The 25,986-nt window shown below is 57.5% G+C and carries 29 protein-coding genes; 14 read left to right on the plus strand and 15 right to left on the minus strand.

All coding sequences use genetic code 11. From position 1 onward, the window contains the following. Positions 1-87 precede the first annotated feature (87 nt). On the minus strand, positions 88-978 hold the full coding sequence (locus tag ACR0L1_RS18390; protein WP_480860244.1) for a MurR/RpiR family transcriptional regulator: 891 nt from the start codon (positions 976-978) through the stop codon (positions 88-90). 89 nt (positions 979-1,067) lie between these two features. On the opposite strand from ACR0L1_RS18390, the gene ACR0L1_RS18395 reads away from it, so the two are divergent. The 3 genes from ACR0L1_RS18395 (at position 1,068) to ACR0L1_RS18405 (ending at position 3,644) form a co-directional block, all read left to right on the plus strand. Continuing rightward, positions 1,068-1,835, plus strand: coding sequence for a beta-keto acid cleavage family enzyme (locus tag ACR0L1_RS18395; RefSeq protein WP_480860245.1), 768 nt, complete (start codon positions 1,068-1,070; stop codon positions 1,833-1,835). Then, positions 1,832-3,148 (plus strand): aspartate aminotransferase family protein, encoded by a 1,317-nt coding sequence (locus ACR0L1_RS18400; protein ID WP_480552950.1) that lies wholly within the window; start codon positions 1,832-1,834, stop codon positions 3,146-3,148. Before ACR0L1_RS18395 ends, ACR0L1_RS18400 begins: the two co-directional genes overlap by 4 nt. A 130-nt stretch (positions 3,149-3,278) precedes the next feature. Continuing rightward, positions 3,279-3,644, plus strand: a complete 366-nt coding sequence (locus tag ACR0L1_RS18405) for a hypothetical protein (RefSeq protein WP_237215911.1) — start codon at positions 3,279-3,281, stop codon at positions 3,642-3,644. Positions 3,645-3,660: 16 nt separating this feature from the next. Here the strand turns inward: ACR0L1_RS18405 and infC are convergent, their stop codons facing one another. The 7 genes from infC to cobA form a co-directional block, all read right to left on the minus strand. Beyond that, positions 3,661-4,251, minus strand: coding sequence for a translation initiation factor IF-3 (infC, locus tag ACR0L1_RS18410; RefSeq protein ID WP_456239037.1), 591 nt, complete (start codon positions 4,249-4,251; stop codon positions 3,661-3,663). A 117-nt stretch (positions 4,252-4,368) separates the two neighbouring features. After that, a complete protein-coding gene (locus ACR0L1_RS18415; RefSeq protein ID WP_170769608.1) occupies positions 4,369-5,220 on the minus strand; it encodes a ferredoxin--NADP reductase in 852 nt (283 codons plus the stop codon). 111 nt (positions 5,221-5,331) lie between these two features. Then, positions 5,332-5,739, minus strand: coding sequence for a DUF934 domain-containing protein (locus ACR0L1_RS18420; protein WP_480860247.1), 408 nt, complete (start codon positions 5,737-5,739; stop codon positions 5,332-5,334). Continuing rightward, positions 5,736-6,497, minus strand: a complete 762-nt coding sequence (locus ACR0L1_RS18425; RefSeq protein WP_170769610.1) for a phosphoadenylyl-sulfate reductase — start codon at positions 6,495-6,497, stop codon at positions 5,736-5,738. Before ACR0L1_RS18425 ends, ACR0L1_RS18420 begins: the two co-directional genes overlap by 4 nt. Further along, positions 6,487-8,151, minus strand: coding sequence for a nitrite/sulfite reductase (locus tag ACR0L1_RS18430; RefSeq protein WP_480860250.1), 1,665 nt, complete (start codon positions 8,149-8,151; stop codon positions 6,487-6,489). Before ACR0L1_RS18430 ends, ACR0L1_RS18425 begins: the two co-directional genes overlap by 11 nt. 66 nt (positions 8,152-8,217) lie before the next feature. Next, entirely contained in the window at positions 8,218-8,532 is a 315-nt protein-coding gene (locus ACR0L1_RS18435) for a DUF2849 domain-containing protein (RefSeq protein WP_170786582.1), read from the minus strand. Beyond that, positions 8,532-9,308, minus strand: a complete 777-nt coding sequence (cobA, locus tag ACR0L1_RS18440) for a uroporphyrinogen-III C-methyltransferase (RefSeq protein ID WP_170786583.1) — start codon at positions 9,306-9,308, stop codon at positions 8,532-8,534. Before cobA ends, ACR0L1_RS18435 begins: the two co-directional genes overlap by 1 nt. A gap of 141 nt (positions 9,309-9,449) precedes the next feature. Between cobA and ACR0L1_RS18445 the strand changes: the two genes are divergently transcribed. Beyond that, positions 9,450-9,929 (plus strand): Lrp/AsnC family transcriptional regulator, encoded by a 480-nt coding sequence (locus ACR0L1_RS18445; RefSeq protein WP_170786584.1) that lies wholly within the window; start codon positions 9,450-9,452, stop codon positions 9,927-9,929. 2 nt (positions 9,930-9,931) lie between these two features. On the opposite strand, the gene ACR0L1_RS18450 is transcribed toward ACR0L1_RS18445, so the two are convergent. Further along, positions 9,932-11,113 carry a cytochrome P450 gene (locus ACR0L1_RS18450; RefSeq protein ID WP_480860252.1) on the minus strand — a complete coding sequence of 394 codons (1,182 nt, stop codon included), beginning with the start codon at positions 11,111-11,113 and terminating at the stop codon, positions 9,932-9,934. Positions 11,114-11,160: 47 nt separating this feature from the next. Here ACR0L1_RS18450 and ACR0L1_RS18455 point away from each other — a divergent pair, with 47 nt between their 5' ends. The 6 genes from ACR0L1_RS18455 to ACR0L1_RS18480 all read left to right on the plus strand — a co-directional run bounded on the left by ACR0L1_RS18455 (position 11,161) and on the right by ACR0L1_RS18480 (position 18,113). Continuing rightward, positions 11,161-12,894: a sensor histidine kinase gene (locus ACR0L1_RS18455; protein ID WP_170791733.1), complete on the plus strand. Its 1,734-nt coding sequence runs from the start codon at positions 11,161-11,163 to the stop codon at positions 12,892-12,894. Continuing rightward, entirely contained in the window at positions 12,891-14,120 is a 1,230-nt protein-coding gene (locus ACR0L1_RS18460; protein WP_480860254.1) for a sigma-54-dependent transcriptional regulator, read from the plus strand. The genes ACR0L1_RS18455 and ACR0L1_RS18460 overlap by 4 nt, the downstream gene beginning before the upstream one ends. Positions 14,121-14,479: 359 nt before the next feature. Further along, on the plus strand, positions 14,480-15,481 hold the full coding sequence (locus ACR0L1_RS18465) for a DctP family TRAP transporter solute-binding subunit (protein WP_480860255.1): 1,002 nt from the start codon (positions 14,480-14,482) through the stop codon (positions 15,479-15,481). Between the two features lie 111 nt (positions 15,482-15,592). Beyond that, the gene (locus ACR0L1_RS18470; protein ID WP_170769619.1) at positions 15,593-16,270 is read left to right on the plus strand and encodes a TRAP transporter small permease; all 678 of its coding nucleotides are present in this window, start codon (positions 15,593-15,595) and stop codon (positions 16,268-16,270) included. Next, positions 16,270-17,646, plus strand: coding sequence for a TRAP transporter large permease (locus ACR0L1_RS18475; protein ID WP_170786590.1), 1,377 nt, complete (start codon positions 16,270-16,272; stop codon positions 17,644-17,646). Before ACR0L1_RS18470 ends, ACR0L1_RS18475 begins: the two co-directional genes overlap by 1 nt. Positions 17,647-17,801: 155 nt before the next feature. Next, a complete protein-coding gene (locus ACR0L1_RS18480) occupies positions 17,802-18,113 on the plus strand; it encodes a DMT family transporter (protein WP_170791734.1) in 312 nt (103 codons plus the stop codon). Between the two features lie 3 nt (positions 18,114-18,116). Here the strand turns inward: ACR0L1_RS18480 and tpiA are convergent, their stop codons facing one another. Next, positions 18,117-18,866: a triose-phosphate isomerase gene (tpiA, locus tag ACR0L1_RS18485; protein ID WP_480860257.1), complete on the minus strand. Its 750-nt coding sequence runs from the start codon at positions 18,864-18,866 to the stop codon at positions 18,117-18,119. Positions 18,867-18,988: 122 nt separating this feature from the next. Between tpiA and ACR0L1_RS18490 the strand changes: the two genes are divergently transcribed. Continuing rightward, the gene (locus ACR0L1_RS18490; protein WP_480860258.1) at positions 18,989-19,903 is read left to right on the plus strand and encodes an isopenicillin N synthase family dioxygenase; all 915 of its coding nucleotides are present in this window, start codon (positions 18,989-18,991) and stop codon (positions 19,901-19,903) included. Here ACR0L1_RS18490 and ACR0L1_RS18495 read toward each other — a convergent pair. Then, positions 19,900-20,265 carry a HesB/IscA family protein gene (locus tag ACR0L1_RS18495; protein ID WP_170786598.1) on the minus strand — a complete coding sequence of 122 codons (366 nt, stop codon included), beginning with the start codon at positions 20,263-20,265 and terminating at the stop codon, positions 19,900-19,902. The genes ACR0L1_RS18490 and ACR0L1_RS18495 overlap by 4 nt on opposite strands. 226 nt (positions 20,266-20,491) lie before the next feature. Here ACR0L1_RS18495 and ACR0L1_RS18500 point away from each other — a divergent pair, with 226 nt between their 5' ends. Beyond that, positions 20,492-20,785 (plus strand): hypothetical protein, encoded by a 294-nt coding sequence (locus ACR0L1_RS18500; RefSeq protein WP_480860260.1) that lies wholly within the window; start codon positions 20,492-20,494, stop codon positions 20,783-20,785. A gap of 50 nt (positions 20,786-20,835) precedes the next feature. Here ACR0L1_RS18500 and ACR0L1_RS18505 read toward each other — a convergent pair whose 3' ends face one another. The 3 genes from ACR0L1_RS18505 to ACR0L1_RS18515 all read right to left on the minus strand — a co-directional run bounded on the left by ACR0L1_RS18505 (position 20,836) and on the right by ACR0L1_RS18515 (position 22,458). Beyond that, a complete protein-coding gene (locus ACR0L1_RS18505) occupies positions 20,836-21,198 on the minus strand; it encodes an SUF system Fe-S cluster assembly protein (RefSeq protein WP_170769625.1) in 363 nt (120 codons plus the stop codon). 94 nt (positions 21,199-21,292) lie between these two features. Further along, entirely contained in the window at positions 21,293-21,571 is a 279-nt protein-coding gene (locus ACR0L1_RS18510; protein WP_170769626.1) for an NfeD family protein, read from the minus strand. After that, positions 21,571-22,458, minus strand: a complete 888-nt coding sequence (locus tag ACR0L1_RS18515) for an SPFH domain-containing protein (protein ID WP_170791738.1) — start codon at positions 22,456-22,458, stop codon at positions 21,571-21,573. Before ACR0L1_RS18515 ends, ACR0L1_RS18510 begins: the two co-directional genes overlap by 1 nt. Before the next feature lie 178 nt (positions 22,459-22,636). Here ACR0L1_RS18515 and ACR0L1_RS18520 point away from each other — a divergent pair, with 178 nt between their 5' ends. Together ACR0L1_RS18520 and tgt are read left to right on the plus strand one after the other, a co-directional pair. Next, entirely contained in the window at positions 22,637-23,548 is a 912-nt protein-coding gene (locus ACR0L1_RS18520) for a nucleoside hydrolase (protein ID WP_480504394.1), read from the plus strand. A 63-nt stretch (positions 23,549-23,611) separates the two neighbouring features. Continuing rightward, complete coding sequence (tgt, locus tag ACR0L1_RS18525; protein ID WP_480860263.1) at positions 23,612-24,742, plus strand: tRNA guanosine(34) transglycosylase Tgt; 1,131 nt, start codon at positions 23,612-23,614, stop codon at positions 24,740-24,742. Between the two features lie 10 nt (positions 24,743-24,752). Here the strand turns inward: tgt and ACR0L1_RS18530 are convergent, their stop codons facing one another. Then, the gene (locus tag ACR0L1_RS18530) at positions 24,753-25,916 is read right to left on the minus strand and encodes a sugar-transfer associated ATP-grasp domain-containing protein (RefSeq protein ID WP_480860265.1); all 1,164 of its coding nucleotides are present in this window, start codon (positions 25,914-25,916) and stop codon (positions 24,753-24,755) included. Positions 25,917-25,986: the final 70 nt, after the last annotated feature.

A 25,986-nucleotide genomic window follows, 5' to 3' on the forward strand; every position in this document is an offset into this window, starting at 1 on the left:
GCGTCATGACCAAACGCGCCGTACAAGCCTGCGCGTAACCGCCTAGACAAACGAACCCAAAAGCCCCGCAACAAAAGCGGGGCTTTTTTATCGCCGGATACGTGGCGTTTTGGAGGGAGCCCAATACGCGCCGTTTTGTTCCCTGGCTTTTTCGTAGGCCTGAACTTGGTTCAGTGCGTCTGCACCGCCTGCGTCGAACAACTGCCCAAGAAGGCATTCAAGGACAGCCATTGCGCCGGAATATGCAGAAAAGTGATGCAGGGATCTTGTGCTGACCGGGAACAGGACGTCGGGTTGAATGCCTGGTGCGACCACCTCGCTGTCGGTGATCAGGATGAGGCGCATCCGGCGGGCCAGCGCAGAGCGCATCGATTGGACTGTATCTGCGGAATAGGGGTGAACGGTGATGGCCAACAGGCAGTCTTGCTGGGTCGCGTCCACGAGGTCATCGCTGGCTGCGCCAACATGTCGTGGGATCAACTGTATTCCGGGATGTGCCATTCGGCCCACATACGAGAAATAGTAGGATAGCGCATAACTGGCGCGGGTGGCGGTGACAAAGCACCGCCGAGAAGACGTGATGACATCCAGCGCCTGCGCCGTTTTTTCGGGCGTCATCAACCGAAGGGATCGGGTTGTTGCATTCAATGTGGTTTCGGCGAATTTGGCCTGTGCCTGATCGGCGGGCGTGCCTTCGTGCATTTCCACTAGCCAGCTTTGGTTCAGGTGTCGCTCCCGATCAGTTAGCAGAGCATGGCGAAAGGGTGCGCGGAAGGCCTCGTAGCTGTCGTACCCAAGTCTTTCGGACAGCCGGACCAACACATTGGTGCTTACGCCGATCTTGTCGGCAGACACTCGGATTGGGTCCAGCGCGATATTGCCGGGATGGTCGAGTACATATTTTGCGGCCGCTTGCAGGGCTGGGGGCAACTGATCGATTGTACCGCGCAAGCGTCGGGTTAGGGAATTGAGTGTCATGTTCTGCATAAAAACAAATGTTTTGAAAAAGGCAAATTGAAAACACTGAAGTGAACCGTCATGTCCGAGGTATGCAAAAGGATGTGCCAATGTCTGCCCATAAGTCGTCCGAGAAACCCTATGTTCTGCTTGCGCCAAATGGGGCGCGGCGCGGGGTCAAGGATCATGCCTATCTTCCTGTGACGCTGGATCAGATCACGGAGACGGCGCAGGCATGTCATGGGGTCGGGGCGCAAGGTCTTCACCTACATATACGTGATACGCAGGGACGGCATAGTTTGGACGCGGGGCAATATCTGGAAACGATTGCTGAGCTGCGTAGACAAGTCCCGACGCTGGACATCCAGATCACGACCGAAGCGGTCGGTCTGTATGACGTGCAAGCACAGTACGACTGTCTGGCCGGGGTGAGGCCGGGTTGGGCCTCGGTTTCTGTACGCGAGATTGCGCGTGCGCCGGACCTCGCAGATCGGGTTTATGGGCTATGTGCCGAACAGGGGACGCGGGTTCAGCATATCCTCTATGATGCAACAGACGCTGCTTTGTTGGCGCAATGGCGCGCGTCGGGCATAGTGCGAATGGAACAGTCGGAGCATCTGTTGGTTCTGGGGCGCTATTCGGCAGGGATGAATTCAACGCCCGAGGATTTGGACAGGTTGCCGCCGTTCGATGGGCCCTGGATGGTCTGTGCTTTTGGGCCGCAGGAACATGCGTGCCTTGCGATGGCTGCGAAAAAGGGTGGAGACGTGCGTGTCGGGTTTGAAAACAGTCTGACGGACCACGCCGGAACCCCTTGGGCCGACAACGCGGCATCTGTTGCCGCTTTGGTAGAAACTTTGAAAGGTATCAGATCATGAGCCACGTTTTTCCACGCCATACCAAGGCTGATCTGCCAACTGCTGTTGGAGGCGACGGATGCTATCTGATCGACTCTCAGGGGCGTCGGTATTTGGATTGTGGCGATGCGGCTGTGTCTTGCCTTGGCCACTCGGATCATGCGGTGATTGCCGCTGTTCAAGAGCAGGTTGGAAAGATCGCGTTTGCCCATTCCGGGTTCATGACCTCGGAACCGGCCGAGGCGTTGGCGGATCTGCTGATCAAACACGCACCGGGTGATCTGGACCGCGTTTATTTTGTATCGGGCGGATCCGAGGCGACCGAGGCCGCGATAAAACTGGCGCGGCAATATTTTCTTGAGATCGGGCAACCAGACCGGCGTCATGTGATTGCACGTCGTCAAAGCTATCACGGGAACACCTTAGGGGCCTTATCGGCCGGCGGGAACGCATGGCGGCGTGCGCAGTTTGCGCCGATGCTTATCGAGATGTCTCATATCCCGGCCTGCTACGAATACGGCGAGAAACCCGAGGATGAGAGTAGCTTTGACTATGGCCAGAGGGTCGCAAACGCGCTTGAGGCAGAAATCCTGCGGTTGGGACCGGACAGCGTGATGGCGTTCATGGCCGAACCCGTAGTTGGGGCAACATTGGGTGCGGTACCGGCGGTCGAGGGGTATTTCAGACGAATCCGCGAGATTTGTGACCAGTACGGTGTGTTACTGATCCTGGACGAAGTAATGTGCGGTATGGGGCGCACAGGGCATCTGTTCGCTTGCGATCATGAGGGTGTCGCCCCCGATATCCTGTGCATTGCCAAAGGTCTGGGGGCGGGATATCAGCCGATCGGGGCCATGATGTGCACCGGGAAGATTTATGACGCAGTCCGAGACGGCTCCGGCTTTTTTCAGCACGGTCACACCTATATTGGCCACCCCGTTGCAACAGCAGCGGCACTTGCCGTTGTGACACAGATGATCGAGCGGGATCTGCCGCATCGCGTGATGCAGATGGGTTCGACGGTTCAGGACGCTTTGCTTGCCGAGTTCGGTCAGCACCCCAATGTCGGGGATATTCGGGGGCGGGGGCTTTTTCGTGGAATCGAGCTGGTCGCGAACCGTGCAACCAAAGCACCCTTCGATCCGTCTCAGGGCGTAGCTGCCAAGATCAAAAAGGCCGCTTTAGCGGAAGGTTTGATCTGCTACCCGATGTCAGGCACACGCGATGGGCGATTCGGAGACCACGTTCTTTTGGCTCCTCCTTTCATTCTAAAGGAGACTCAGGTTGGCGAAATGGTCACAAAGTTGAGTAATTCTTTGGCCGCAGTCGTATAACGTGTTTGTGTACTGACAACTCCTGTGTAATTAATACACTTATTCATTATTTTATTGTGAATGGGTGTGAGTAATGATCGCAGACATTTGGTCAAGTTTTCGGGCACTGCCACTATGGGTACAGTTATGGATGACGTTCATCCTTGTGCCTGTGAATCTCGGCACTCTGGCTTTTGTTGATCAACCGCAGGGTGCACTGATTGCGGCCTTGGCCGTGACAGGAATGGCGTTGAATATTCCTATCATGAGGGCCGCACGCGGCATGTCCAAGGCCATGGCTCTGCCTCATCTGATCTGCTGGGTGCCGATGGTGGCGATCATCATAATCCTGCTAACGGATGGAACTCCGCTGACCACCGGATTTGTTCGGTTTCTGGTTCTGCTTTTGATCGTCGATCTGATCTCATTGGGATTTGACTTGAACGACTCAATCGTGTGGCTGCGTGAACGGCAGGATGAACAGAAAAAAGCCCCCACGGCGGGGGGCTTTGAATAACATCCGGTAATTCTGATTACTTCTGAGGAAGCGGCCCGATCATCATGATCATCTGACGGCCTTCCATTTTGGGCATGTTTTCGACCTTGCCCAGATCCTTGATGTCCTCTGCCACGCGCTCCAGCAGTTCACGCCCAAGATTCTGGTGTGCCATCTCACGGCCTCGGAAGCGCAGAGTGACTTTGACCTTGTCGCCCTTTTCCAGAAACTTGAAGACGTTCTTCATCTTGACGTCATAGTCATGCGTGTCGGTGTTGGGCCGGAACTTGACCTCTTTCACCTCGATGACTTTTTGCTTCTTACGCGCTTCGCTTTCGCGTTTCTGCTGTTCGTATTTGAACTTGCCAAAGTCCATGATCTTGCAGACCGGCGGGTTCGCGTTTGGCGAAATCTCGACCAGGTCTAGGCCCGCATCTGCGGCAAGTTGCATGGCTTTGGCGGGATGAACCACCCCGACGTTATCTCCATCAGCGCCGATCAGGCGGATTTCGGGGGCACGGATTCTTTCATTGACGCGCGGGCCGGTATCTCTCTGAGGCGGCGCGTTGTGAGGTCTGCGGGCTATGGGTTCATTCCTTTGATGATTGCAGAAATTCGAGCCCGAAATTTAGACCGCTCCGGTGCCTGATTCAAGCGTGATCCACGCCAAAACGATGGAATTTCGGTGGTTTCACAGCAGGTTTATGCGCCGGTCAGGGGTAACCCGGTGACCGGCGCGGCCTGACTAGCCTACAAAGGCCTTTTCGATGACGAATTCCTTGGGTTCGGAATTCGCGCCTTCACGCAGGCCGAACTCTTCCAGAATGGCTTTGATATCGAGGTTAAAGGCCAGTGAGCCACAGACCATAGCACGGTCGGTTTCCGGCTTGATGCCACCTTCGATACCCAGATCGGCAAAGACAGTGCCGTCTTGCAGCAGGTTGGTGATGCGGCCCATCTTGGGGCTCTCTTCCCGCGTGGTGGTCGGGTAGTATCGGATCTTGTCGGCGAAACCTTCGCCCATCAGCTCGGCCAGCATCTCGTCCTTACGGATGTCTTCGATCAACTGACGACCGTATTCCAGTTCGGCCACTTCGCGGCAGGTATGCGTGATGATGACCTCATCATAATCTTCATAGGTCTGCGGTTCGCGCAGCAGCGAGGCGAAGGGCGCAAAGCCGGTGCCAGTGGCGAAGAACCACAGGCGTTTGCCGGGCAGCAGGGCGTCATGTACCAGCGTGCCAACGGGCTTGGGCCGCAGGATAATCTGATCGCCGGGTTTGATATGTTGCAACTTTGACGTCAGCGGACCATCCTGCACCTTGATCGAGTAGAACTCCAGCTCTTCGTCCCAGGAGGGCGACGCGATCGAATAAGCGCGCAGAAGCGGTTTTTGGCGGCCGGTCTTGGGGTCGGGATCGCCCATCAAACCGATCATCACAAACTCGCCCGAGCGGAACCGCAGCGAGGCCGGGCGCGACACTTTGAAGGAAAACAGGCTGTCGGTCCAATGCTTGACGTCGGTGACGGTCTGGGCGTCGGGCAGAACGGGGGCCTTCACGGCGGTTGCTTCACTCACTGGTTTCATCTCTGTCATCGTTATATCCGCCAGTTGGGTAAACCGGCATCTCCGTTTAATCTTTGATCCACGTCAGGAAAAGGGGGCAGTTGCCCCCACGTCCTGTCCTCAAGTTGACCGATGGCGGTCTTAACCGCGCAGGCGGGCCTGATAGTTGTTGTCTTCCCAGTTCGACCGGGCCAGCCACTGATCCTCGGGCTGACGCTGGGCCAGTGCCTGGTCGATCTCGACCTCGTCAAAGCCGCTACGGCGAGCCATGGCGAATTGATCCGCTAGCACATGGCCGCGGGCGCGCAGACGGCCGGTATAGCCTTTCAGGCGCAAAATGCGGGCAATGGTAAAGCCGCGCCCATCAGCCGACGACGGAAAGTCCACGCGCACCATTTTGGCGCTGCCCAGACGTTCAAACAGCTCATCCGGATCGGTGTCCGAGGCCACATCCAACGCAACCACGTCATTGGCGGCGTCTTCCAGCGTAACAAACCCATCGGTCCAGTCGTCGGGGGCAAAGCCCTCATCATCTACGATTACGTTCATGTTGTCTCTCCGGCGCGCACCATCTTGCCATCGACAAAATGGATGCCGCATTCTTCCTTGTTCTGATCGCGCCAACGTCCGGCGCGAGGGTCTTCGCCTTCTTTGACCGGCGAGGTGCAGGGCGCACAACCGATCGAGGGGTATCCTTTGGCCACCAGTGGATGCCGGGGCAGGTTGTTTTCTTCCATATAGGCGCGCACATCCTCGGGCGCCCAATGGGCCAACGGGTTGACCTTGATCCGGCCAGTGCCGTCTTCGACCTCGAAGAACTCCAGCGCGGCGCGGGTGCCGGACTGAAACCGTTTGCGCCCGGTGATCCAGCCGCAGTAGCCCGTCAGGGCCCGTTGCAGCGGGAAGGTCTTGCGCAAGTTACAGCACGCATCCGTATCCCGCAGACGCAGGGCACCATAGGGGTCGTCGCGCTTCACATCCTCGTCCTCGGCGCGGATGATCTGCACGTTTTTAAGCCCCAGACGTTCGCTGACCTCCTGCTGGTATTCCAGCGTTTCGGTAAACAGCATCTGAGTGTCCACAAACAGCACCGGGGTCATCTTGTCGACCACCGCCGCCATGTGCAGCAACACTACCGACTCGGCCCCAAAGCTGGACACCAGGGCAAGATCTTCAATCTGGTCAATGGCACCGTGCATCACGTCATGCGCGCTGTGGTGCCGGAACCGGGCGTTCAGCGCCTCGACTTTTTCGGTCAGTTCGCTGCGGTCTTTGCCCAGTTCCGTCTGGATCAGATCAAGCGGCATTCGCCTGAGCCTCGGGGTACAGAGCTGCCTTGAACGGAGCCATGCCGACACGGCGATAGGTCTGCAGGAACTCTTCTTCGGAGCTGTCGCGCTGTTCCAAATAGGTGTTCACGATCCGCTCGACCGCCGGGACGATCTCATCATAAGCAAAGCCTGGACCGGTACGGTCGCCGATGGCTGCCGTTTCAGTGCCGTCGCCGCCCAGAGTGATCTGGTAGTTCTCGACGCCTGCACGATCCAGACCCAGAATGCCGATGTGACCCACATGGTGGTGACCACAAGCGTTGATGCAGCCCGAGATCTTGATCTTCAGGTGGCCGATATCATGCTCCAGCTTAAGATCGTCAAAGCGGGTTGCGATTTCCTGTGCAACCGGGATCGAACGTGCCGTGGCCAGCGCGCAGTAATCCATGCCGGGGCAGGCGATGATGTCGCTGATCAGGCCGATATTTGCGGTGGCCAGATCGTATTCCTTCAGCTTGGCGTGGATCGCGGGCAGGTCCGATTTGTGGACATGCGGCAGGATCACGTTCTGCTCGTGGCTGATGCGCAGCTCATCATAAGCGAACTCTTCAGCCAAATCGGCCATCACGCGCATCTGTTCTGCGGTCGCATCACCCGGTGTCGCGCCGTGCTTTTTGATCGAGATCGTGACAATCGCGTGGTCCGCGTTCTTATGCGGCGCGATATTGGTATCGACCCACGAGCGGAAGACTGGATCGTTGGTATAGGCGCTCTCAAAGGACGCGACCGAGCCCTGACGGAAATCAGGCGCTGCAAAGTGGCCCTTGATCTCTTCCAACAACGCCATATCGGCGCCTTTGAATTGGGGGCGGACCTGAAGGAAGCGCTCGTTTACCTTGGCGCGGATGGTGTCGATGCCGTTTTCATGAACGGTGATCTTGATGCGTGCTTTGTATTTGTTGTCACGGCGGCCGATCTGGTTCCAGACAGACACAGTCGCTTCAAGATAGGCCAGCAGGTCGTCAAAGGCGACGAAATCCGACAGTTCCTTGCCGATCATCGGCGTACGGCCCAGACCACCGCCCACGATCACGCGGGCGCCCAGAACGCCGTCGCGTTCAACCAGTTGTAGGCCGATGTCGTGCGCTTTGATTACAGCACGGTCGTTTTCCGAACCGGTGATGGCGATCTTGAACTTACGCGGCATGAACTGGAATTCCGGGTGATCGGTGGACCACTGGCGCAGCAGTTCGGCATAGGGGCGAGGATCGGCGATCTCGTCCGCGGCGGCACCGGCGAAATGGTCGGCGGTCACGTTGCGGATCGTATTGCCCGAGGTCTGGATGGCGTGCATGCCAACCTCGGCCAGCGCGTCCAGCATATCCGGAACGTCGTTCAGCTTAGGCCAGTTATACTGGATGTTCTGGCGGGTGGTGAAATGGCCATAGCCCTTGTCCCACTTCTCGGCCAGCAGGGCCAGTTGGCGCATCTGTGCACTGGACAGCGTGCCATAGGGAATGGCGACGCGCAGCATGTACGCGTGCAGTTGCAGATACAGGCCGTTCATCAGACGGAAGGGTTTGAACTCATCCTCGGTCAGCGAGCCGTCGATGCGACGCTCAACCTGGGCGCGGAACTGCTTGTTACGTTCTGCCAAAAATGCTGTGTCGAACTCGGAGTAGCGATACATGATTAGCTGTCCTTAGTTGCAGCCCCGATACCTTGGGGCCTTTTTGGGGAGAGAGAGGGCCAGAGATCAGGCCCGGGGCTGCGTTGTTGTTTCCTGCTTGCCGTGGGCATAGTTGGACGGGCCGGTGCGGCGGAAGTCCTCGCGGAAATGGGTGGGTTCGGGGCCGTTTTCACCGGCCACTGCATCGGCCAGATATGCGCCGACGATCTTATTGGCTTGACGCGCGGCATCCAGCAGGCGGACCTGAGCGTGGGCCTCGTCGGTGATCAGCTCGGCCTCGGCCAGGTCGCGCGACCAACGGTCATCGGCGGTCAGGTAGATCACGTCGCCTTCTAGAAGGTCATTCGCAGTGACAACTTTGGGGGTAAAAGCGCGGGCCATCAGGCGTGCTCCTTCTTGAATTCGGTCAGGGTCTTGGCCGCTTGGCGCGGGGCAAGGCCGTAAAAAGTCAGGGTGGGGCCGTCCATTTCGGCGGCGTTCAGATCGGCGGGCAACTGGTCCAGATTGGTTGACACGATGCGCTGATCAGGGCGCGAGGCGTTTTCCACCAATGTGATGGGCGTGGCGCGGTCGGCGCCGTGCATGATCAAGCGGCCCTGGATGAACCGAGCCGATTTTTTGCCCATATAGATTGCCGCGACAGAGCCCGGACGCGCCAGTGCTGCCCAGTCGTGATCGGCAAAGCCCTTCATGTCGTGGCCGGTCAAGAACCGGACCGAGGAATTGCGGCCGCGCCGGGTAAGGCTTTGGCCGATACCCGCCACAGCGCCCGAGGCAGCCGTAATACCGGGGATGATGGTCCAAGAGATGCCTGAGGCTTCAACGGCCTCGATCTCTTCGTCCAGACGGCCAAACACGGTAGGATCACCGGATTTCAGGCGTACGATCCGCTGACCTTTTAACGCATGTTCCACCAATAGGGCGTCGATATCCGCCTGTTTCCACGAAGGACCAAAACCGGCTTTACCCACATCAACCAGAGCAGCCGTTTTTCCCGCCATCGCCAAAACCTCGGCACTAATCAGGCGGTCATGCAGTATGACATCCGCGCGCTCGAACGCACGCAGCGCCTTGAGCGTCAGCAATTCAGGATCGCCGGGGCCCGCGCCGACAAAGTCGACATGCCCTGTGCCATCATATGAACGTGCGTCTTGCATAGTTGATTCCGGTTGGTTTGACTTGACCTGCAATATAGGAAATATTCCCAGTATTGCGCCATATAGGCGCTTAAATAAGAACAAACGTTCCTGTAAAATTGGAATGTGGAACGTGGGTTTCGAAACGAGGGATAAATTGGAATGTCGGTGCGAATAGACGACACGGATCGGAAAATTCTGGTTGAGCTTCAGCGCGATGCCAGTCAATCGCTGGACGAAATAGCAGCGCGGGTCGGCAGCTCCAAGACCCCGGTCTGGAATCGGATCCGCAAGCTGAAAGGGGCCGGAGTAATCGGTCAGCAGACCGTTTTGCTGGACGCCGAGGCGCTGGGGTTCGAGGCTACGTTTTTTGTGCTGATCAGAACCTCAGAGCACGAGGCTGATTGGCAGCGCAGGTTCCTCAAGGCCTTGCGGGATCGGCCCGAAGTGCAAGAGGCGCACAGGCTGGCGGGAGATATCGACTATATTCTGAAAGTGCGTGTCAAGAATGCGCGCGCCTATGATGAGTTCTACCAGACCCTGATCTCGGAAGTGCGGGTCCACAACGTGACCGCGCTGCTATCGATGGAGGAAATCAAGTCCACCACGATGTTGCCCTTGGGTGCTTTGGTCGACGGATAGTTTCAGGTTTCCACTATCAAGCGCTGCAAGCCGTGGAAGTGATAGGTGTTGTCATAGGCCGGTGCTTCGCTCAGGCGTAGAGAGGGGCACCGATTGAACAGGATTGACAGCGCGACTCGCATTTCCAGCCGTGCCAACGGCGCCCCGACACAGAAATGCAAGCCGCCGCCAAAACTGGTGTTGGTGACAACCGGGCGGGTTGGGTCAAACTGATCTGGGTTTGTCCACACTGCCGGGTCGCGGTTCGCCGCCCCCAAAAGCAAGGCCACCTCGTCGCCGCGTTTGAAACTGTGGTCGAACAGGGTGACGTCTTCGTAAGCATAGCGCGTGAACATGTGCAGCGGCGGATCGTAGCGCAGGATTTCCTCGACCGTTCCGTCTATGACACCCGGCTGAAAGACGCTGCGATCAAGGCCTAGTTCCAACGCTGTCTTCACGCCGTTGCCCAGCGAATGCACGGTTGCCTCATGTCCGGCGTTCAGCAGCAGGACGCAAGTGGCGACCAATTCATCGCGCGTCAGTTTCTCGCCATCTTCCTCGGCTGCAATCAGCCGGGTGATCAGGTCATCACGCGAATCCGTGCGACGGCGGTCGATATAGCTGTTCAGGAAATCAGTGAATTCTTGCGAGGCTGCGGCTGCATCTTGTTCGGTCTGTGCCGTTCGGCTGGCCTGATACATGGCGACCATGGAATGGGACCAACGCAGCAGGTCCGGCGACATCTCCTCGGGTACGCCCAGCAGGCGGCAGATGGTGATCACGGGCACTTGGGTGCAAAACCGGTCCAGCAGATCGAACGGGGAATCCGGGAAATCGTCGATCAATGCGTGGGTCAGGTCCCGTATTGCGGGCTCTAGCGCAGTAATCGCGCGCGAGGTGAAGGCGCGCATCACCAAGGCCCGCAATCTAGTATGGCGGGGTGGTTCCAGCTCAAGCAGGGAATGCGCCTCGATCGCCAACCATGGGGCGAGGTGCCTTGGACCCGGCTTTTGCATCTCGGCTGGGGTTTCACGGCCAAAGCGGCGGTCTTTCAGCAACGTTTGCAGGGCCTTGTGCGAAACGGCGGCCACAATCTGATAGTCGTCCCAATAAATCAGATCGCCGGATGCGCGGGCATGGTGATAGAAAGGGTAGGGGTTTTGGACGAAGTCCGGTGCAACCGGGGATTGGGTAAGCGTCTTCATTCCAAGGACACTTGCCATGAGGCCCGGTGAATGCAAGACCCTATTTCATGCAAAGGGTTTGGGTTGTTTTGGGATTTGTCTTGTCTGTCGCGCTGTTGGCGGCAGGGGTGTGGTCATACGGCTACCGGCAGGCGCTGCTGCAACTTAGTGACAAGGCCGAGGCTGATCTGGAACTCGCTGCCGACCGGCTGAGCACTCAGATGCAGGTCTATCAGGAACTTGCCGTTCTGATGGCCACACATCCTGCTTTCGACACGCTGGAGACCGAAGCACAACGGCGCGATGCGCGCTTCGTGCTGTTGGATGTTGCCGACAAGACAGCGGCGGTCGATATGATCTATCTGGACCGCGACGGTCAGGTTCTGGCCTCGGCACAACCGGCGGCACAGACCAATATGGCCGATCACCCTGCCTTTGAGCGTGCCTTGCAGGGTGCGATGGGCAGTGCGCATGGGGTGTTAGACGCGACCGGGGACCGGATCTATTCTTACGCCGCCCCCGCGTTTGGCCCCGAAGGGCAGGTGGACGGGGCATTAATGGTCATCGCCGACGTGCAGGATGTCGAGCAGACGTGGCGCGGCAGTACCGAGGCTGTTTTCTTTGTCGATGCCGAGGGGGTCGTGTTCATCTCCAATCGCTCGGACCTGTTGTTCTGGCGCCGTGACGACGGCCAGCTGGGGCTATCTCCGCCAACCGGTGAGTCCGTGGCCTTCGCCTCGGTCCAAGTGGGACCGCATGAGTTGTGGGAGGTCGATTGGGGTCGGTATTTACCGCAACGTGCCTTGCATCTGACGCTGGATCTGCCAGTGATCGACATGACGGCCGAAGTGCTGGTCGATGTTGCTCCGGCCCTGCGCTTGGCCGGGTTGCAGGCGGCGACGGTGGCGGCAATCTGTCTGGCCTTTGGGGCTTTGTTGTATCTGGCCACCGAGCGCAGGCGCACTTTGGCCTTGGCCAATGTCGAGTTGGAAAGCCGCGTGGCGCAACGCACTCATGAACTGACGGATGCCAACACCGCCCTGCGCCGCGAAGTGCATGAGCGACAGGAGGCGGAAACCGCCCTGAAACACGCGCAGGAAGAATTGGTGCAGGCTGGAAAACTCAGCGCATTGGGGCAGATGTCTGCTGGGATCAGTCACGAGTTGAACCAGCCACTCATGGCGATCCGGCAATTCGCCGATAATGGAACCGCTTTCCTGACCCGTGGACGCGAGGAAAAGGCCGCTGAGAACCTAACCCGCATTTCCGATATGGCCGCACGTATGGCCCGCATCATCAAGAACCTGCGGGCGTTTGCGCGCAATGAAAGCGAGCCGATGAGCAAGGTTGATCTGGTGCAGGTCATCGAAACCGCGATCGAACTGACCGAGGCGCGTTTGCGCGCGGATGGGGTGGTTCTGGACTGGACCCCTCCGGTGCGGCCTGTGTTCGCGTGGGGCGGAGAGGTGCGTCTGGGGCAGGTTTTCGTCAACCTGATCAACAACGCCGCCGACGCCATGAGCCAGCAACCCGAGCGGCGGATCGACATTGAAATACATGATGACGAAAAGCTGTCGGTGACAGTCCGCGATATCGGTCCGGGGATTGAAAATACGGAAAAACTGTTCGAACCGTTTTATACGACCAAAGAGGTCGGCTCCTCAGAGGGGATGGGGCTGGGTCTTTCGATCTCGTACGGGCTGGTGCAAAGCTTTGGCGGCAATATTCGCGGTGTGAACTCGAATCCAGGGGCGACCTTTACGGTTGAACTGGAGTATTTTCGGGAAGATGAAGTGGTATGACACGCAAGGTTCTTCTGGTCGATGATGACGCGGCGGTCCGCGAGGCATTGGCGCAAACGCTGGAACTGGCGGATTACGCGCCGGTCACGGCAGGTTCTTTTGTTGCGGCCAAGGACCATATTCGCGCGGATTTTGCGGGGGTCATCGTCTCGGATATCCGCATGCCCGGACGGGACGGGTTTTACCTTTTGAACTACGCGTTGGAGGTTGATCCCGAGTTGCCGGTGATCCTGCTGACAGGCGAAGGCGATATTCCAATGGCCGTTCGGGCGATGGGCAAGGGTGCGTTCGATTTTCTGGAAAAGCCCTGTGCGGCCTCTGATCTGCTTGAGGTGCTGGAACGGGCGCATCTGGCGCGGCGGCAAGTGCTGGAACAGCGCGCCTTGAAACAGGAGTTGGAAAAGGGCGACCCGGCGGCGCGGCTTCTGTTTGGTCTGTCTGCGCGGTCGGAGACGTTGCGGGACCGGGTGCGTTCAGTTGCGCCGACTGGGGCCGAGGTTCTGGTGACAGGACCTGCGGGCAGTGGGATATCAAAGGTTGCTGAGGTGGTTCATTTGATGTCACCGCAATCGCAGGGCCCATTCGTCAAGCGGCCCGCTTCGGGCATGTCGGTTCAGTCTTTGCAGCAGGTGTGTGAGGACGCGGCTGGTGGGTCACTGTTCCTTGACGAGGTTTCGGTGATGCCGAAAGACACCCAATATGCGGCGCTTGAAATCATCGAGCAGGGGGTTGGGGCACGGATCATCGCCGGCACCACTGCGGATCTGGCGGATCTGTCCGCAACAGGGCAGTTTCATGCGGACCTGTTCTATCGGTTGGATGTGATGCGCGTGCGCATCCCGTCCCTGTCCGAGCGGCCCGAGGATATCCCGGTGATCTTTCGCCACTACGTCGCGCAGGCTGCGGAACAGGCTGGCATTGCAGTACCTGACATCTCTTCCGAACATTTGGCGGCTTTGATGTCGCAAGATTGGCCAGGGAATGCCCGATCCTTGATGTCAGCGGCCATGCGCTTTGTGCTTGGGATGCCGGATGAGGTGGGCGCCGCCACTGAGTTGGGTCTGAGCGAGCAGATGGCCCAAGTTGAGCGGTCACTTTTGATCGCGGCGCTGGGGCGCCATAACGGCAAAGCATCGGACGCGGCCAAGGCGCTGAAACTGCCGCGCAAGACATTTTACGACAAGCTGGCTCGCTATGGCATTCGGCCCGAGGATTATCGCAGGTAGGTGCTCCCGCCCGCTTTCTCTGCATTTCATGCAGGTCAGGCGGTTGGGCCGGGCAGTTCGCTGACGCGAACTGTGGTTGCGCTTGATTGGGTGGTGATTCTCGATGGGCGAATCAAGTTGTGCGGAAAACCGCACAGAAGGGGTTTGGGCTTGTGCGAAATTTCGCACGTCGCTCAAGGATAGCAGCCAAAGATCTGTTCGCGCGGCTTGTAATGAACTGTTAATTAACAAAAAAATACAATCAACCGGCATTCAGAACAAAAAGTTGAGCGGTAAGAGGCGATTCGGTTCACTGCCCGGCATGAGGCGCTCGTCGAGCGTCTGGGAGAAGTTTTGTGAAGTCTGGGAGGATAGGACAGATGAAATTCCTGACAACAGCCGCAACCGCACTGGCGCTGACCGCGACCGCGACCGCTGGGATGGCGGCGTGTGACGACGGCGAGATCGTGGTGAAGTTTGCGCATGTGACCAACACCGACAAGCACCCCAAGGGGATTGCTGCATCGTTGCTGGAGCAGCGTGTCAATGACGAGATGAACGGCGTTATGTGCATGGAGGTGTTCCCGAACTCGACCCTCTATAATGACGACAAGGTGCTGGAGGCGATGCTGCAGGGCGACGTCCAACTGGCCGCGCCGTCGCTGTCGAAGTTTGAAAAGTTCACCAAGCAGTTCCGTCTGTTCGACCTGCCGTTCATGTTCAAGAACATTGATGCGGTGGACGCATTCCAAGCCTCGGCTGACGGTCAAGCGATGAAGGACAGCATGCAGCGCCGTGGCCTGCAGGGGCTGGCATTTTGGCACAACGGCATGAAGCAAATGTCGGCGAACAAACCTTTGGTTGATCCTTCCGATGCGGATGGTCTGAAGTTCCGTGTTCAGTCTTCGGACGTGCTGGTCGCGCAGATGGAAGCCATTGGTGGTAGCCCGCAGAAAATGGCGTTCTCGGAAGTCTATGGCGCGTTGCAGCAGGGCGTTGTGGACGGGCAGGAGAACACCTGGTCGAACATCTACGGCAAGAAGTTCTTCGAAGTGCAGGACGGTATTACCGAGACCAACCACGGCATCATCGATTACTTGGTTGTGACTTCGGTTGACTGGCTGGACAGCTTGGACCCCGAAGTGCGCGATCAGTTCCTGACGATCCTGAGTGAAGTCACCGAGACGCGGAACAAAGAAGCCTTTGCGGTGAACGAAGCGGCCAAGCAGTCGGTGATCGACGCCGGCGGCACCATTCGTGAGCTGAACGCCGACCAGCGTCAGGCTTGGGTCGATGCGATGAAGCCTGTCTGGGACAAGTTCGCTGGCGATGTGGGTCAGGACAAGATCGACGCTGCACAGGCGATCAACACCGGATTTTAATCCGATCAGTCCGCGCGTCGGGGGACTGGGGAGTTATCGATGCGCGGGCCGGGCGGGCTGAAACAGGCCCGCCCCAATTATTCTCATCACACAAAATGCGGGGACAATGAGATGTCTGGTGCGAAACCCGGCTCTGGCGGGCTGATCGACCATATCGAAGAGACGATGATCGCGCTGTTGTTGGGGGTGATGACCGTCGTCACCTTCGCCAACGTCATCGCGCGGTTCGTCTTTAATTCTAACATCCTGTGGGCGCTGGAACTGACAGTGTTCACCTTTGGCTGGTTGGTGCTGTTGGGGGCGTCCTATGCAGTGAAGAAACACGCGCATCTGGGCGTGGATGCGATCCTGAATATGCTGGCACCTGCGCCGCGACGCATCCTGGCTCTAATTGCGGTGGCGTGCTGTCTGGTCTTCTCGTTGCTGCTGCTAAAGGGGTCTTATGACTATTGGGCCGTCTTCGCGGATCTGCCGCCGACCTCAGGCCGGTGGTTCCCGACCGGGTTCGATACCGGTGCGCGCAGCCAGAGCTTTTACGAGGTTGACGACATCCCAATGGTCGCGCCGCTGCGGTTTTTGGAAGACATGATCAACTATGGCGAGGGCTATGAAAAGCTGCCCAAGGTGATCCCGTATCTGGTGTTGCCGGTGTCGATGATCCTGCTGGTGATCCGCTTTTCTCAGGTTGCAGTACAAATCTGGCGCGGCGAAACCGACCGCCTTGTCGCCAGCCACGAAGTCGAGGACGAGATCGAAGAAGTCCGCGCACAACAAGGGGTGCATGACTGATGGACGTCGTTCTTCTTTTCTCAATGGTCATTGGCCTGCTGTTGATCGGTGTTCCGATTGCGGTGGCGCTTGGCCTTAGCTCGACCCTGTTCCTGCTGATCTATTCTGACAGTTCTTTGGCCTCGGTCGCAGGCACGCTGTTCGAGGCCTTCGAGGGGCATTTCACCCTGCTAGCAATCCCGTTCTTCATTCTGGCGTCGTCTTTCATGACAACGGGCGGTGTGGCGCGGCGGATCATACGCTTCTCGATTGCCTGTGTTGGGCATTTGCCTGGTGGTCTGGCGATTGCGGGCGTGTTTGCTTGTATGCTGTTCGCGGCACTGTCGGGGTCGTCCCCGGCGACCGTTGTGGCCATCGGCTCGATCGTGATCGCAGGGATGCGTCAGGTGGGGTATTCCAAGGAATTCGCCGCTGGTGTGATCTGTAACGCGGGTACGCTGGGCATCCTGATCCCGCCGTCGATCGTGATGGTTGTCTATGCAGCCGCCGTCGAGGTCTCGGTCGGGCGCATGTTCCTTGCAGGGGTCATTCCGGGCCTGATGGCAGGTCTGATGCTGATGATCACCATCTATGTCATGGCCAAGGTCAAGAACCTGCCCAAAGGTGAGTGGAAAGGATGGGGCGAGATCTTTGCCTCGGCGCGCGAGGCCGGATGGGGCCTTTTCCTGATCGTCATCATTCTGGGTGGTATTTATGGCGGTATCTTTACACCGACCGAAGCCGCGGCCGTGGCCGCCGTCTATGCCTTCCTGATTGCCAGCTTCGTCTACAAGGACATGGGCCCGCTCAGTACGGAAGAAGGGCAACCCAATCTGCCACTGATCAAAAAGCCCTATGCGCTGGTGACGGCCTTTTTCCACCCCGATACCAAACATACGCTGTTCGAGGCAGGCAAGCTGACCGTCACGCTGCTGTTCGTGATCGCCAACGCGCTGATCCTGAAACATGTGCTGACCGACGAGCAGGTGCCGCAACACATCGCCAGTGCCATGCTGTCGGCGGGTCTGGGACCTGTGACCTTCTTGATCGTGGTGAACGTGATCCTGCTGATCGGCGGTCAGTTCATGGAGCCTTCGGGCCTGCTGGTCATCGTGGCACCTCTGGTGTTCCCGATTGCGATTGAACTGGGCATCGACCCGATCCATCTGGGCATCATCATGGTGGTCAACATGGAGATTGGGATGATTACACCTCCGGTCGGGCTGAACCTGTTCGTGACCTCGGGCGTGGCCGGAATGCCGATGATGAGCGTCGTGAAGGCGGCGCTGCCCTTCCTGGCGGTTCTGTTCGTCTTCCTGATCATGGTCACGTATATCCCATGGATATCGACCTTCTTGCCCAACACTTTCATGGGTCCAGAGATCATAACGAACTAGCCGTGAACCACATGAAAGCCGGCCCCCAGAGGCCCGGCTTTTTCCTTTGCGCCCCTCTTGACGAATTGCGGATCATGCCCATCTGGAGGGCAGAGGACGACCTCACCACTTTGGTTGATCATTCGGGACGACCCGAACGGATATGAGGTGCCTCTATGCCCTGGATTTTTCTGCTATTCGCCGGTTTGTTGGAAATCGTCTGGGCCGTTGCGATGAAGCAATCGGTTGGCTTCACCCGGCTTTGGCCGACCGCGCTGATGGGCGTGTCGATGATCGGGTCTTTTGGCTTGCTGGCACTGGCTATGCGGGATTTGCCACTCGGCACGGCCTATACGATCTGGACCGGGATCGGTGCGGTTGGAGCGTTCATGATCGGCGTCATGTTTCTAGGCGAGGCCCTGACAGCCCCGCGCTTGATTGCAGCGGCCCTGATTTTGGCCGGTTTGGTAACTATGAAACTGGCGTGACGCTCAGGCGTTTTGCAGCGCGTCGATGATGCCCGCGAAATCCTGCGCTTTCAGGCTGGCCCCGCCGACTAATGCCCCGTCCACGTTGGACACGGCAAAGATGTCTGCGGCATTGCCGGGTTTGACCGACCCGCCATAAAGTAGCCTGACCGAGCGGCCCACGCCCTCGCCAAAGCGACGTTCCAGACGGGTTCGGATAAAGTCGTGGACCTCTCCGATTTCGTCGAGGGTGGGGACTTTGCCCGTGCCGATGGCCCAGATGGGTTCATAGGCTACGATCAAGTTCTCACCGGTTGACTGATCAGGGATCGAGCCCGACATCTGACCACCGATGATATCCAGCGTGTTGGCTGCTTCGCGCTGTTCCAGGCTTTCACCGACACAGATGATGGCTTTCAACCCAGCGTCCATGGCAGCACGGGCCTTAGCACGGATGTCTTCATTTTGCTCGCCGTGATCCTCTCGCCGTTCAGAGTGGCCCAGAATGACCGCGGACGCCCCTGCATCGAGCAGCATTCCGGCGCTGATATCACCGGTATGGGCGCCAGAGGTGTTTGCATGGCAATCCTGACCGCCAACCTGAATATCTGTGGCCTGCACGGTGCTGGCCGCGCGGTGCAGCAGGGTTGCGGGCGGGCAGATCAGCACATCGACCGTGGGGGACGGATACATGCGGGCGAGGGTGCTCAACTCCTCTAGCTCGGCCGACAGCCCATTCATTTTCCAGTTACCAGCCGCCAGCTTGCGCCGCATCGCACACACTCCCACAAGAATTTTTGTTTGTGTTTCGGATAACACCCGCCGGGGGTCGTGACAATTCCGGTTGCAGACCATCGCAGAAATCGACAGAACTCGCGCGAGCGAATGAGGCAGAGATGATCGACACACTGGATCTTGCGAAATTGGACGCCCGTGATGTGGCGGAACTGGCCAGATTGCGGCGCGCCGTTAGCGACGTTGGGTTTCTGCGCGTCTCCAACACTGGATTAGACAAGGCGAGGATCGAAGCCGTCCTAGCCGCTTACAAAGCGTTTTTCCACCTGCCCGAGGCGCAAAAAAGCCGCGTAGACATGGCAAAGACCGGGGCAAATCGAGGCTGGGGTGCGCCGCATTCCGAACAAGTCGATCCCGATGCGAATCCGGACTACAAAGAGGTGTTCGATTGCGGTTTCGATCTGCCCGAGGACAGTGCCTATGCCGACCGGGGCCTGAGCGTTTACGCCCCTAACCAATGGCCCGACGCGCCGTCTGGTTTTCAGCACATGATTCAAGGCTACTATGGTGACGCTTGTGCCGTTGCGATGCGTATCTTGCGAGCGATTGCCGTTGCTTTGGGCCGCGACGCGGGCAGCTTTGATGCGGCGTTTGACACGCCGATGGCTTTGCTGCGCGGCAACTTCTACCCTCAGCGTCCCGTTTGGGCGGGGGCGCGTGATTTCGGGATCGGCGCGCACACGGATTATGGCTGCCTGACCTTGCTGGCGACCGACGGCACTCCGGGACTTGAGGCACAATTGCCGGATGGAAGTTGGGCCGAGGTCCAAGCCGACCCCGGCACCTTCGTGATCAACTTCGGGGAAATGCTGGAGTTCTGGACCGCAGGGCAGGTCAAAGCGACCATGCACAGGGTCGTCGGAGGAGCGGATGAACGGGTTTCGGTGCCGCTGTTTTTTAACCCGTCCTATGACACCAACGTTGCGCTACCTGAGTCGGACCAAGTGATTTCAGCCGGAGAACACCTGACCCGGCGGTTCAACGAGACGTACGTCCACCTGAAAACGGCGTCCTAATTCTGCGCTGACAGGGTTTCGTCGAACTTGATCGACTCGCCGCAGCCGCAGGCATCGACCACGTTGGGGTTTCGGAATTTGAAACCGGATTCCAGTAACGAGACTTCATAGTCGATTTCGGTCCCGAACAGGAACATTTGCGCCATTGGGGCGATCATCACCCGTGCGCCATCCTGTTCGACCACCTCATCATTGGTGTCGGCCTCATCCACATAATCCATGGTGTATTCCATGCCTGCGCAGCCACCTTTCTTGACGCCAATGCGCAGTCCCGCGTGCCCGCCCGATTCCATCAGGCGTACAATCTGGGCCGCAGCCTTTGGGGTCATGGTCACGGCCTGTTTGCCGGGAATGCCAAACATTTTCGTCTCCGTCGTCGCGCGTTGTTAATAACTTAGTCCTCTGGTGGGGCAGTCTCAAGACATAGCAGACGTGCTTACCTAAGTTTTCCACTCAGGTAGGCACACATGCAACCTACGCTTGCCTAACGCTGCACCTTCGTCCTAGCCTTGCACGCAGTAGAGCAGAGAACACTGCAGGTAGGATAACAGGATCAATTCTTCGCTAAAACTTAGTGGAATAAAAGCGGTGCCGTTAATTGCCCTCGCGGCGTTTGCTGGTGCTGCTGCGGCTCAAACCGATGAAAAGCGGCATCCGGTGAATTGCGCCACTGCGCCAGGGGATTTGCGCGCCATCGCGGCTGAGAAAAAACACGCTCAAGCTCAACAGGTTGCAAGCGTTGTTTCAATCCTTCCAGCCGGTGCGCTGCTGGGCCTTATCACCGGAACCGAGAAGAAACATTTGTCGATGCTCTCTGGTGATTACGTCAAAGCGCTGGACGCGCGGGCGGAAGAAATTAAATCCACCTGCGGTATCAAATAAAAAACCGCCCCGGTGATTGAGGGCGGTTTAGTCATCGACAACTGGTTTGCTTACATGAAGCCCAATTCCAGACGGGCCTCGTCGGACATCATCTCCATGCCCCAGGGCGGTTCCCATGTCAGTTCTACGTCCACTTCCTTGACACCGGCCACCGGTTCGACAGCTTCGACAATCCAGCCCGGCATTTCGCCCGCGACAGGGCAGCCTGGCGCGGTCAGGGTCATGATGACCTTAACGGCGTTTTCGGGCGTGATGTCGATGGTATAGATCAGGCCCAGATCATAGATATTGACCGGAATCTCAGGGTCATAGACGGACCGGCACGCCTCGACCACCGCTTCATACAAGGGGTGCTCAATCGTGGAAGGCGCAATCAGCGGGGTGCCTTCGAACTGTTCACTCGGGTGGGTCATTCGTGCCTCGGGTCTGTTTCCTGAGCTTTTATATAGGGAAAGCCACGGGCAGCGTCCAGTGGTGCCGTGGCGCCCTTATTGGGCGCCGAGCGATTCATTCGTTTATATCATGCCGGAAGGTCTTCACCTGACCATGGGGCAGGGCGAACATCCGCCGCAACACCAGCCACGCCACCAAGGACAAAGCTGCAAAGATCAGCAGCAAAACCGGCAGGGACGGTGCGACCCCGGGAATGACCAGCAACAGCCCAGTGATCGCCGCGCCGATTGCGAAGCCCAGAAAGATGAACCCCGGCAGCACAATCTCGAGGATGCCGAGGGCCAAAGCCCCCGCCAACCAAATCCACCATGTCAACCAGAACGGATCGGCCATTACCGGCCTCCTTTCAACATTTTGAAGGCATCGCCAAACGCCTCGAGCGCATTCGCGGGCACCACGATGGTTTGTGAGCCATTGCCTGCGCCAAGTGCGTTCAGGGCCTCGACCTGTTTCAATGCGACCTGATACTGAGCGGCCTCGATCCCGTTATCCTGAATAGCTTTGGCGACCACGCCCGTTGCATAGGCTTCGGCCTCGGCCTCAATACGGCGGGCTTTGGCGGTTTGTTCAGCCGCATATAGCTCGGCATCGGCGTTCAGTTCAACGGCGCGTTTCTGACCCTCGGCCTCAGTCACCTGCGCGCGACGGGCGCGTTCGGCGTTCAGCTGCTGCAACATTGCGTCGCGGGTGGCCTGATCCAGGTTAACGTCTAAAATCTCGGCCCGAGTCACCTCGATACCCCAGTCATCCACGGCGGTTTCCACGCTTTCCTGAATACGGGTAATCAGCTGCGCACGGTTCGACTGTACCTCATCCAGGTCCATTTTGCCGATCTCGGCGCGGACGATACCGGCCACGGTGGTGGCAATCGCGCCATCTACGTCACGGATACGATAGACCGTCTTTTCCGGTTCAAGAATGCGGTAAAAGACCGAGGTGTCGATCTGCACCAGCACGTTGTCTTTAGTGATCGCGTCCTGAGTCGCGTTGGGCAACTGACGCTCCAGAATGGATATTTTGTGGCGTGCAACGTCCAGAAACGGAACGATAAAGTTGATCCCCGGTCCAAGGACCGAATGAAGGCGCCCGAACCGTTCAATCACGAACTTCTCGGATTGAGGCACAATCTTTATGCCCTTGAAAATGACGACGACGATCAGCGCCGCGCCCAGCAGGAAAATGATGTTGGATGAAATCAATCCAATAATCTGTTCTTCCATATAACTGTCCTCTCGGTATTGTGTACTATAGTATACATTTGGGGATTGACTCGCCCAATTTCAACTCAGCTATCCCGAGAAGGGGCGCGGAATCAAATCATTGAATAAGCTGATAAGGGGGGCGGAGGCCTGTCTGTGACCACTTTGCATCCCTTGCCGATTGCGCTATCGGGCAAACATGAAACTGATTATAGACACTGACCCCGGCATTGATGACGCAATGGCCATCGCCTATGCTGCTGCTGCCCCCGAGATTGAGCTGATTGGCCTGACCACGGTTTTCGGCAACACCCATGTGCATCAATCCAGCCGGAACGCGCGGTTTTTGTTAGATAAACTGGGCATAAACGCCCCGGTCGCAGAAGGCGCACCCGTGGCGCAGGGGGCGGACACACATGCGCCGTCTGAGCATGTTCATGGGCCTGAGGGGTTTGGAGATGTCACCGACATCCCTCAGATCGGGAGCAATCACAGCCTGTCCGCTGCCGAATACCTGGTTGAAATGGCCCGCGTGCATAAGGGCGAACTGGTGGTCTGCGCCGTCGGTCCCTTAACTAATATCGCCGCTGCACTGCGTCTGGACCCGGAATTTGCCCAGAACATCGCCCGCTTGGTCATCATGGGCGGTGCTGTTTATTGCCCTGGTAACATTACCCCGCATGCCGAGGCGAATATCTACCATGACCCTCTTGCCGCCGATGAGGTTTTTGCCAACCCTCCTACGACGGTGGTTGTTGGCTTGGATGTGACGCTCAGGACCCTCTACGAAGGGGCCGATTTTGACGGCCTCGCGGAACAATCCGCAGATATGGGTGGGTTCCTGCGCGATATCTCGAAGTTTTATCTGAAGTTCTACAAGGATGTTGGTGGGCTTGAGGGTTGCGGGCTGCACGATTCGACAGCTGTGATCGCCTGTACCCATGCGGACATGTTCACAATGGTGGAAACCGGGTTGCAGGTTGTTGCGGACGGCCCCGAGATTGGCCTGACCCGCCCTGATCCTTCGCGTCCCGTCGTGCACGTGTGCTGCGATGTCGACGGGGCAGGGGTGGTCGATCTCTTTACCCAACGGGTCGCTTCATTGCCCTGACGGGTTGCAAAGGACGGGCAGATCGGGCAAATCCTGCCCGGTTCAGCGACCCCGAGGCCCCCTATGACCGAACGTTTTTCTTTTGACCTGAAAGCCACCGACGGAAAGGCGAGAGCCGGCGTGATCCGCACACCGCGCGGCGAGGTTCGAACGCCCGCTTTTATGCCTGTCGGAACGGCGGCGACGGTCAAGGCGATGATGCCCGAAAGCGTGCGCGCAACCGGGGCCGATATCCTGTTGGGCAACACCTATCACTTGATGCTGCGCCCGACGGCAGAGCGGATTGACCGTCTGGGTGGTTTGCACAAGTTCATGAACTGGGAACGTCCGATCCTGACAGACTCGGGTGGGTTTCAGGTTATGTCCCTGGCCGGGCTTCGAAAACTGACCGAAAAGGGCGTGACCTTCAAATCGCATATCGACGGCTCCAAACATGAGCTGACGCCAGAGCGGTCAATGGAAATCCAGCGCCTGCTGGGTTCGGATATCGTTATGTGTTTCGACGAATGCCCGGCCTTACCCGCGGACCGGGACCGGATTGCTGAATCGATGCGACTGTCGATGCGATGGGCGCACAGGTCGCGCGATGCGTTCGGCGACCGTCCGGGCCACGCTTTGTTTGGTATTCAGCAAGGTGGACTAGAACACGATTTCCGCGAAGAATCCGCCGAAGCCTTAAAAGAGATCGGGTTCGAAGGCTATGCGGTCGGCGGACTGGCCGTCGGCGAAGGCCAAGAGGCCATGTTCAGCGTTCTGGATTTCGCGCCTGATATGCTGCCCACCGACAAGCCACGCTATCTGATGGGAGTGGGCAAGCCCGATGACATCGTAGGCGCCGTTGCGCGCGGCATCGACATGATGGATTGTGTTTTGCCTTCGCGTTCAGGGCGCACAGGGCAGGTTTTCACCCGCTATGGCGTGGTCAATATTAAAAACGCCCGCCATGCGGATGACCCGCGCCCGCTGGATGAGCAGTGTACGTGTCCAGCCTGTTCCAACTACTCCCGCGCTTATTTGCACCATGTATTCCGCGCGAACGAGATGATCTCGGGGATGCTGCTGACCTGGCACAACCTGCACTATTTTCAAGAAATCATGCAGGGAATGCGCGGCGCGATTGCGGCGGGAACCTTTGAGGCATGGCAAAATCAATTCCATGCCCAACGCGTACAGGGCGATATCGAACCGATTTGATGTTGTAATTCTAACGCCCAAAAAAACGAAACCGTCGGCGGGGTTTGGCTTCGAAGTCATAACCACAGCTTTCAAAGAATGCGCGAACTTCTGGTGTAAGCAGTCCTTTTCCTGAAGCTTGTTGCGGGAGCCCAAAGCCGCATCCGTAGTTGATTTCAACTATAACTGGTCCTGTGTCGGTTATCGCAATATCAGTTGACTGGTATCTTATTGGTGCGAAGAGGCGAGCGGCGCGCGCGTTAATTTCTTTCAGCTCATTCCAATATGGTAAGCTGAGACCTTTTAAACCAACTTGTTTTGGGTGATCTTCAAGGTATCGAATTTCCTGATCATCTCGTTGCGCAACTGTCGTGAGTCTTCCGGTGTCTACATCGACAGCACATGCGATGTTTCCGTCGCGCCAGAAAGCGTCTGCAATATTTGACCCCTGAGCCAACGCCATCGCTGCCATGGGCACATAAACGCCCTCGTCGCTCACTAAATTAACCATTCGGACCGTGGCCAGAGCAGACGCGAATGGGGCAATACGCGAGTGGTTTCTCAATTGACGTTGAATTAGATAGCTATTTTCACCGACTACGCGATCCAGGAAGTCTTCGTAGGTTACTTCGCCAATGCCACTACAAACCAAAGAATGGTCTGTTGCTGACTGAATGCGGAAAACACCAAATCCAACCATGCCGCCAATGACTTTTCCAAACAATCCTGCGTCCGCGTGCTCAAGGCACAGCGCTCTTAGCGCATCTGGTGTGTTGACCTTATCAATTCCGGGAAACACTCTTTGAGACTTGTCAATTACACCCAAGTTCTCTGGGACAGGAAGGCCACCAGCGGTGAGTAGTGTGCAGGCGAGGGCTTTATCTTCTGTCGTCGCGTTCCAAGTGTGATCGTTGCAAGTGTTGGCGATGGGCCAGTGGATTTTGTTCCCGATGAACTGTAAACGCTCTTCGTCAGCATAATTTCCCTCGTAGTGAAACCCATGCAAAAGGTATTCGGTCAAATTCAGTTTAGTGATCGAGCGCGCGAGACGTGAAAAGTCTTTTTGGATTTGCAGAATGGAGCGCCCGGACTTATGAGATGCGTAGATTAGTTGGTCTTGGTACTTTTTTTCGCGGATTTCCTCATATGCAGCCTGATCCTTTGCCGCTGCGTTTTGAAGTGTCTGTTCTGTCACGAGTAACCTCTACAGTTAGAAATTCTTCTTTTCAGTATAGGTTCGAAACTGTTTAACACGGGAGTATAGA

It is taken from the genome of Ruegeria sp. J8 (assembly GCF_056531925.1).

What these genes read in the sequence shown, in the direction of transcription:
- ACR0L1_RS18390 (WP_480860244.1), bottom strand. Translation starts at nt 978, where the DNA reads ATGACACTCAATTCCCTAACCCGACGCTTGCGCGGTACAATCGATCAG.
- ACR0L1_RS18395 (WP_480860245.1), top strand. Translation starts at nt 1,068, where the DNA reads ATGTCTGCCCATAAGTCGTCCGAGAAACCCTATGTTCTGCTTGCGCCA.
- ACR0L1_RS18400 (WP_480552950.1), top strand. Translation starts at nt 1,832, where the DNA reads ATGAGCCACGTTTTTCCACGCCATACCAAGGCTGATCTGCCAACTGCT.
- ACR0L1_RS18405 (WP_237215911.1), top strand. Translation starts at nt 3,279, where the DNA reads ATGACGTTCATCCTTGTGCCTGTGAATCTCGGCACTCTGGCTTTTGTT.
- ACR0L1_RS18415 (WP_170769608.1), bottom strand. Translation starts at nt 5,220, where the DNA reads ATGACAGAGATGAAACCAGTGAGTGAAGCAACCGCCGTGAAGGCCCCC.
- ACR0L1_RS18420 (WP_480860247.1), bottom strand. Translation starts at nt 5,739, where the DNA reads ATGAACGTAATCGTAGATGATGAGGGCTTTGCCCCCGACGACTGGACC.
- ACR0L1_RS18425 (WP_170769610.1), bottom strand. Translation starts at nt 6,497, where the DNA reads ATGCCGCTTGATCTGATCCAGACGGAACTGGGCAAAGACCGCAGCGAA.
- ACR0L1_RS18430 (WP_480860250.1), bottom strand. Translation starts at nt 8,151, where the DNA reads ATGTATCGCTACTCCGAGTTCGACACAGCATTTTTGGCAGAACGTAAC.
- ACR0L1_RS18435 (WP_170786582.1), bottom strand. Translation starts at nt 8,532, where the DNA reads ATGGCCCGCGCTTTTACCCCCAAAGTTGTCACTGCGAATGACCTTCTA.
- cobA (WP_170786583.1), bottom strand. Translation starts at nt 9,308, where the DNA reads ATGCAAGACGCACGTTCATATGATGGCACAGGGCATGTCGACTTTGTC.
- ACR0L1_RS18445 (WP_170786584.1), top strand. Translation starts at nt 9,450, where the DNA reads ATGTCGGTGCGAATAGACGACACGGATCGGAAAATTCTGGTTGAGCTT.
- ACR0L1_RS18450 (WP_480860252.1), bottom strand. Translation starts at nt 11,113, where the DNA reads ATGAAGACGCTTACCCAATCCCCGGTTGCACCGGACTTCGTCCAAAAC.
- ACR0L1_RS18455 (WP_170791733.1), top strand. Translation starts at nt 11,161, where the DNA reads ATGCAAAGGGTTTGGGTTGTTTTGGGATTTGTCTTGTCTGTCGCGCTG.
- ACR0L1_RS18460 (WP_480860254.1), top strand. Translation starts at nt 12,891, where the DNA reads ATGACACGCAAGGTTCTTCTGGTCGATGATGACGCGGCGGTCCGCGAG.
- ACR0L1_RS18465 (WP_480860255.1), top strand. Translation starts at nt 14,480, where the DNA reads ATGAAATTCCTGACAACAGCCGCAACCGCACTGGCGCTGACCGCGACC.
- ACR0L1_RS18470 (WP_170769619.1), top strand. Translation starts at nt 15,593, where the DNA reads ATGTCTGGTGCGAAACCCGGCTCTGGCGGGCTGATCGACCATATCGAA.
- ACR0L1_RS18475 (WP_170786590.1), top strand. Translation starts at nt 16,270, where the DNA reads ATGGACGTCGTTCTTCTTTTCTCAATGGTCATTGGCCTGCTGTTGATC.
- ACR0L1_RS18480 (WP_170791734.1), top strand. Translation starts at nt 17,802, where the DNA reads ATGCCCTGGATTTTTCTGCTATTCGCCGGTTTGTTGGAAATCGTCTGG.
- tpiA (WP_480860257.1), bottom strand. Translation starts at nt 18,866, where the DNA reads ATGCGGCGCAAGCTGGCGGCTGGTAACTGGAAAATGAATGGGCTGTCG.
- ACR0L1_RS18490 (WP_480860258.1), top strand. Translation starts at nt 18,989, where the DNA reads ATGATCGACACACTGGATCTTGCGAAATTGGACGCCCGTGATGTGGCG.
- ACR0L1_RS18495 (WP_170786598.1), bottom strand. Translation starts at nt 20,265, where the DNA reads ATGTTTGGCATTCCCGGCAAACAGGCCGTGACCATGACCCCAAAGGCT.
- ACR0L1_RS18505 (WP_170769625.1), bottom strand. Translation starts at nt 21,198, where the DNA reads ATGACCCACCCGAGTGAACAGTTCGAAGGCACCCCGCTGATTGCGCCT.
- ACR0L1_RS18510 (WP_170769626.1), bottom strand. Translation starts at nt 21,571, where the DNA reads ATGGCCGATCCGTTCTGGTTGACATGGTGGATTTGGTTGGCGGGGGCT.
- ACR0L1_RS18515 (WP_170791738.1), bottom strand. Translation starts at nt 22,458, where the DNA reads ATGGAAGAACAGATTATTGGATTGATTTCATCCAACATCATTTTCCTG.
- ACR0L1_RS18520 (WP_480504394.1), top strand. Translation starts at nt 22,637, where the DNA reads ATGAAACTGATTATAGACACTGACCCCGGCATTGATGACGCAATGGCC.
- tgt (WP_480860263.1), top strand. Translation starts at nt 23,612, where the DNA reads ATGACCGAACGTTTTTCTTTTGACCTGAAAGCCACCGACGGAAAGGCG.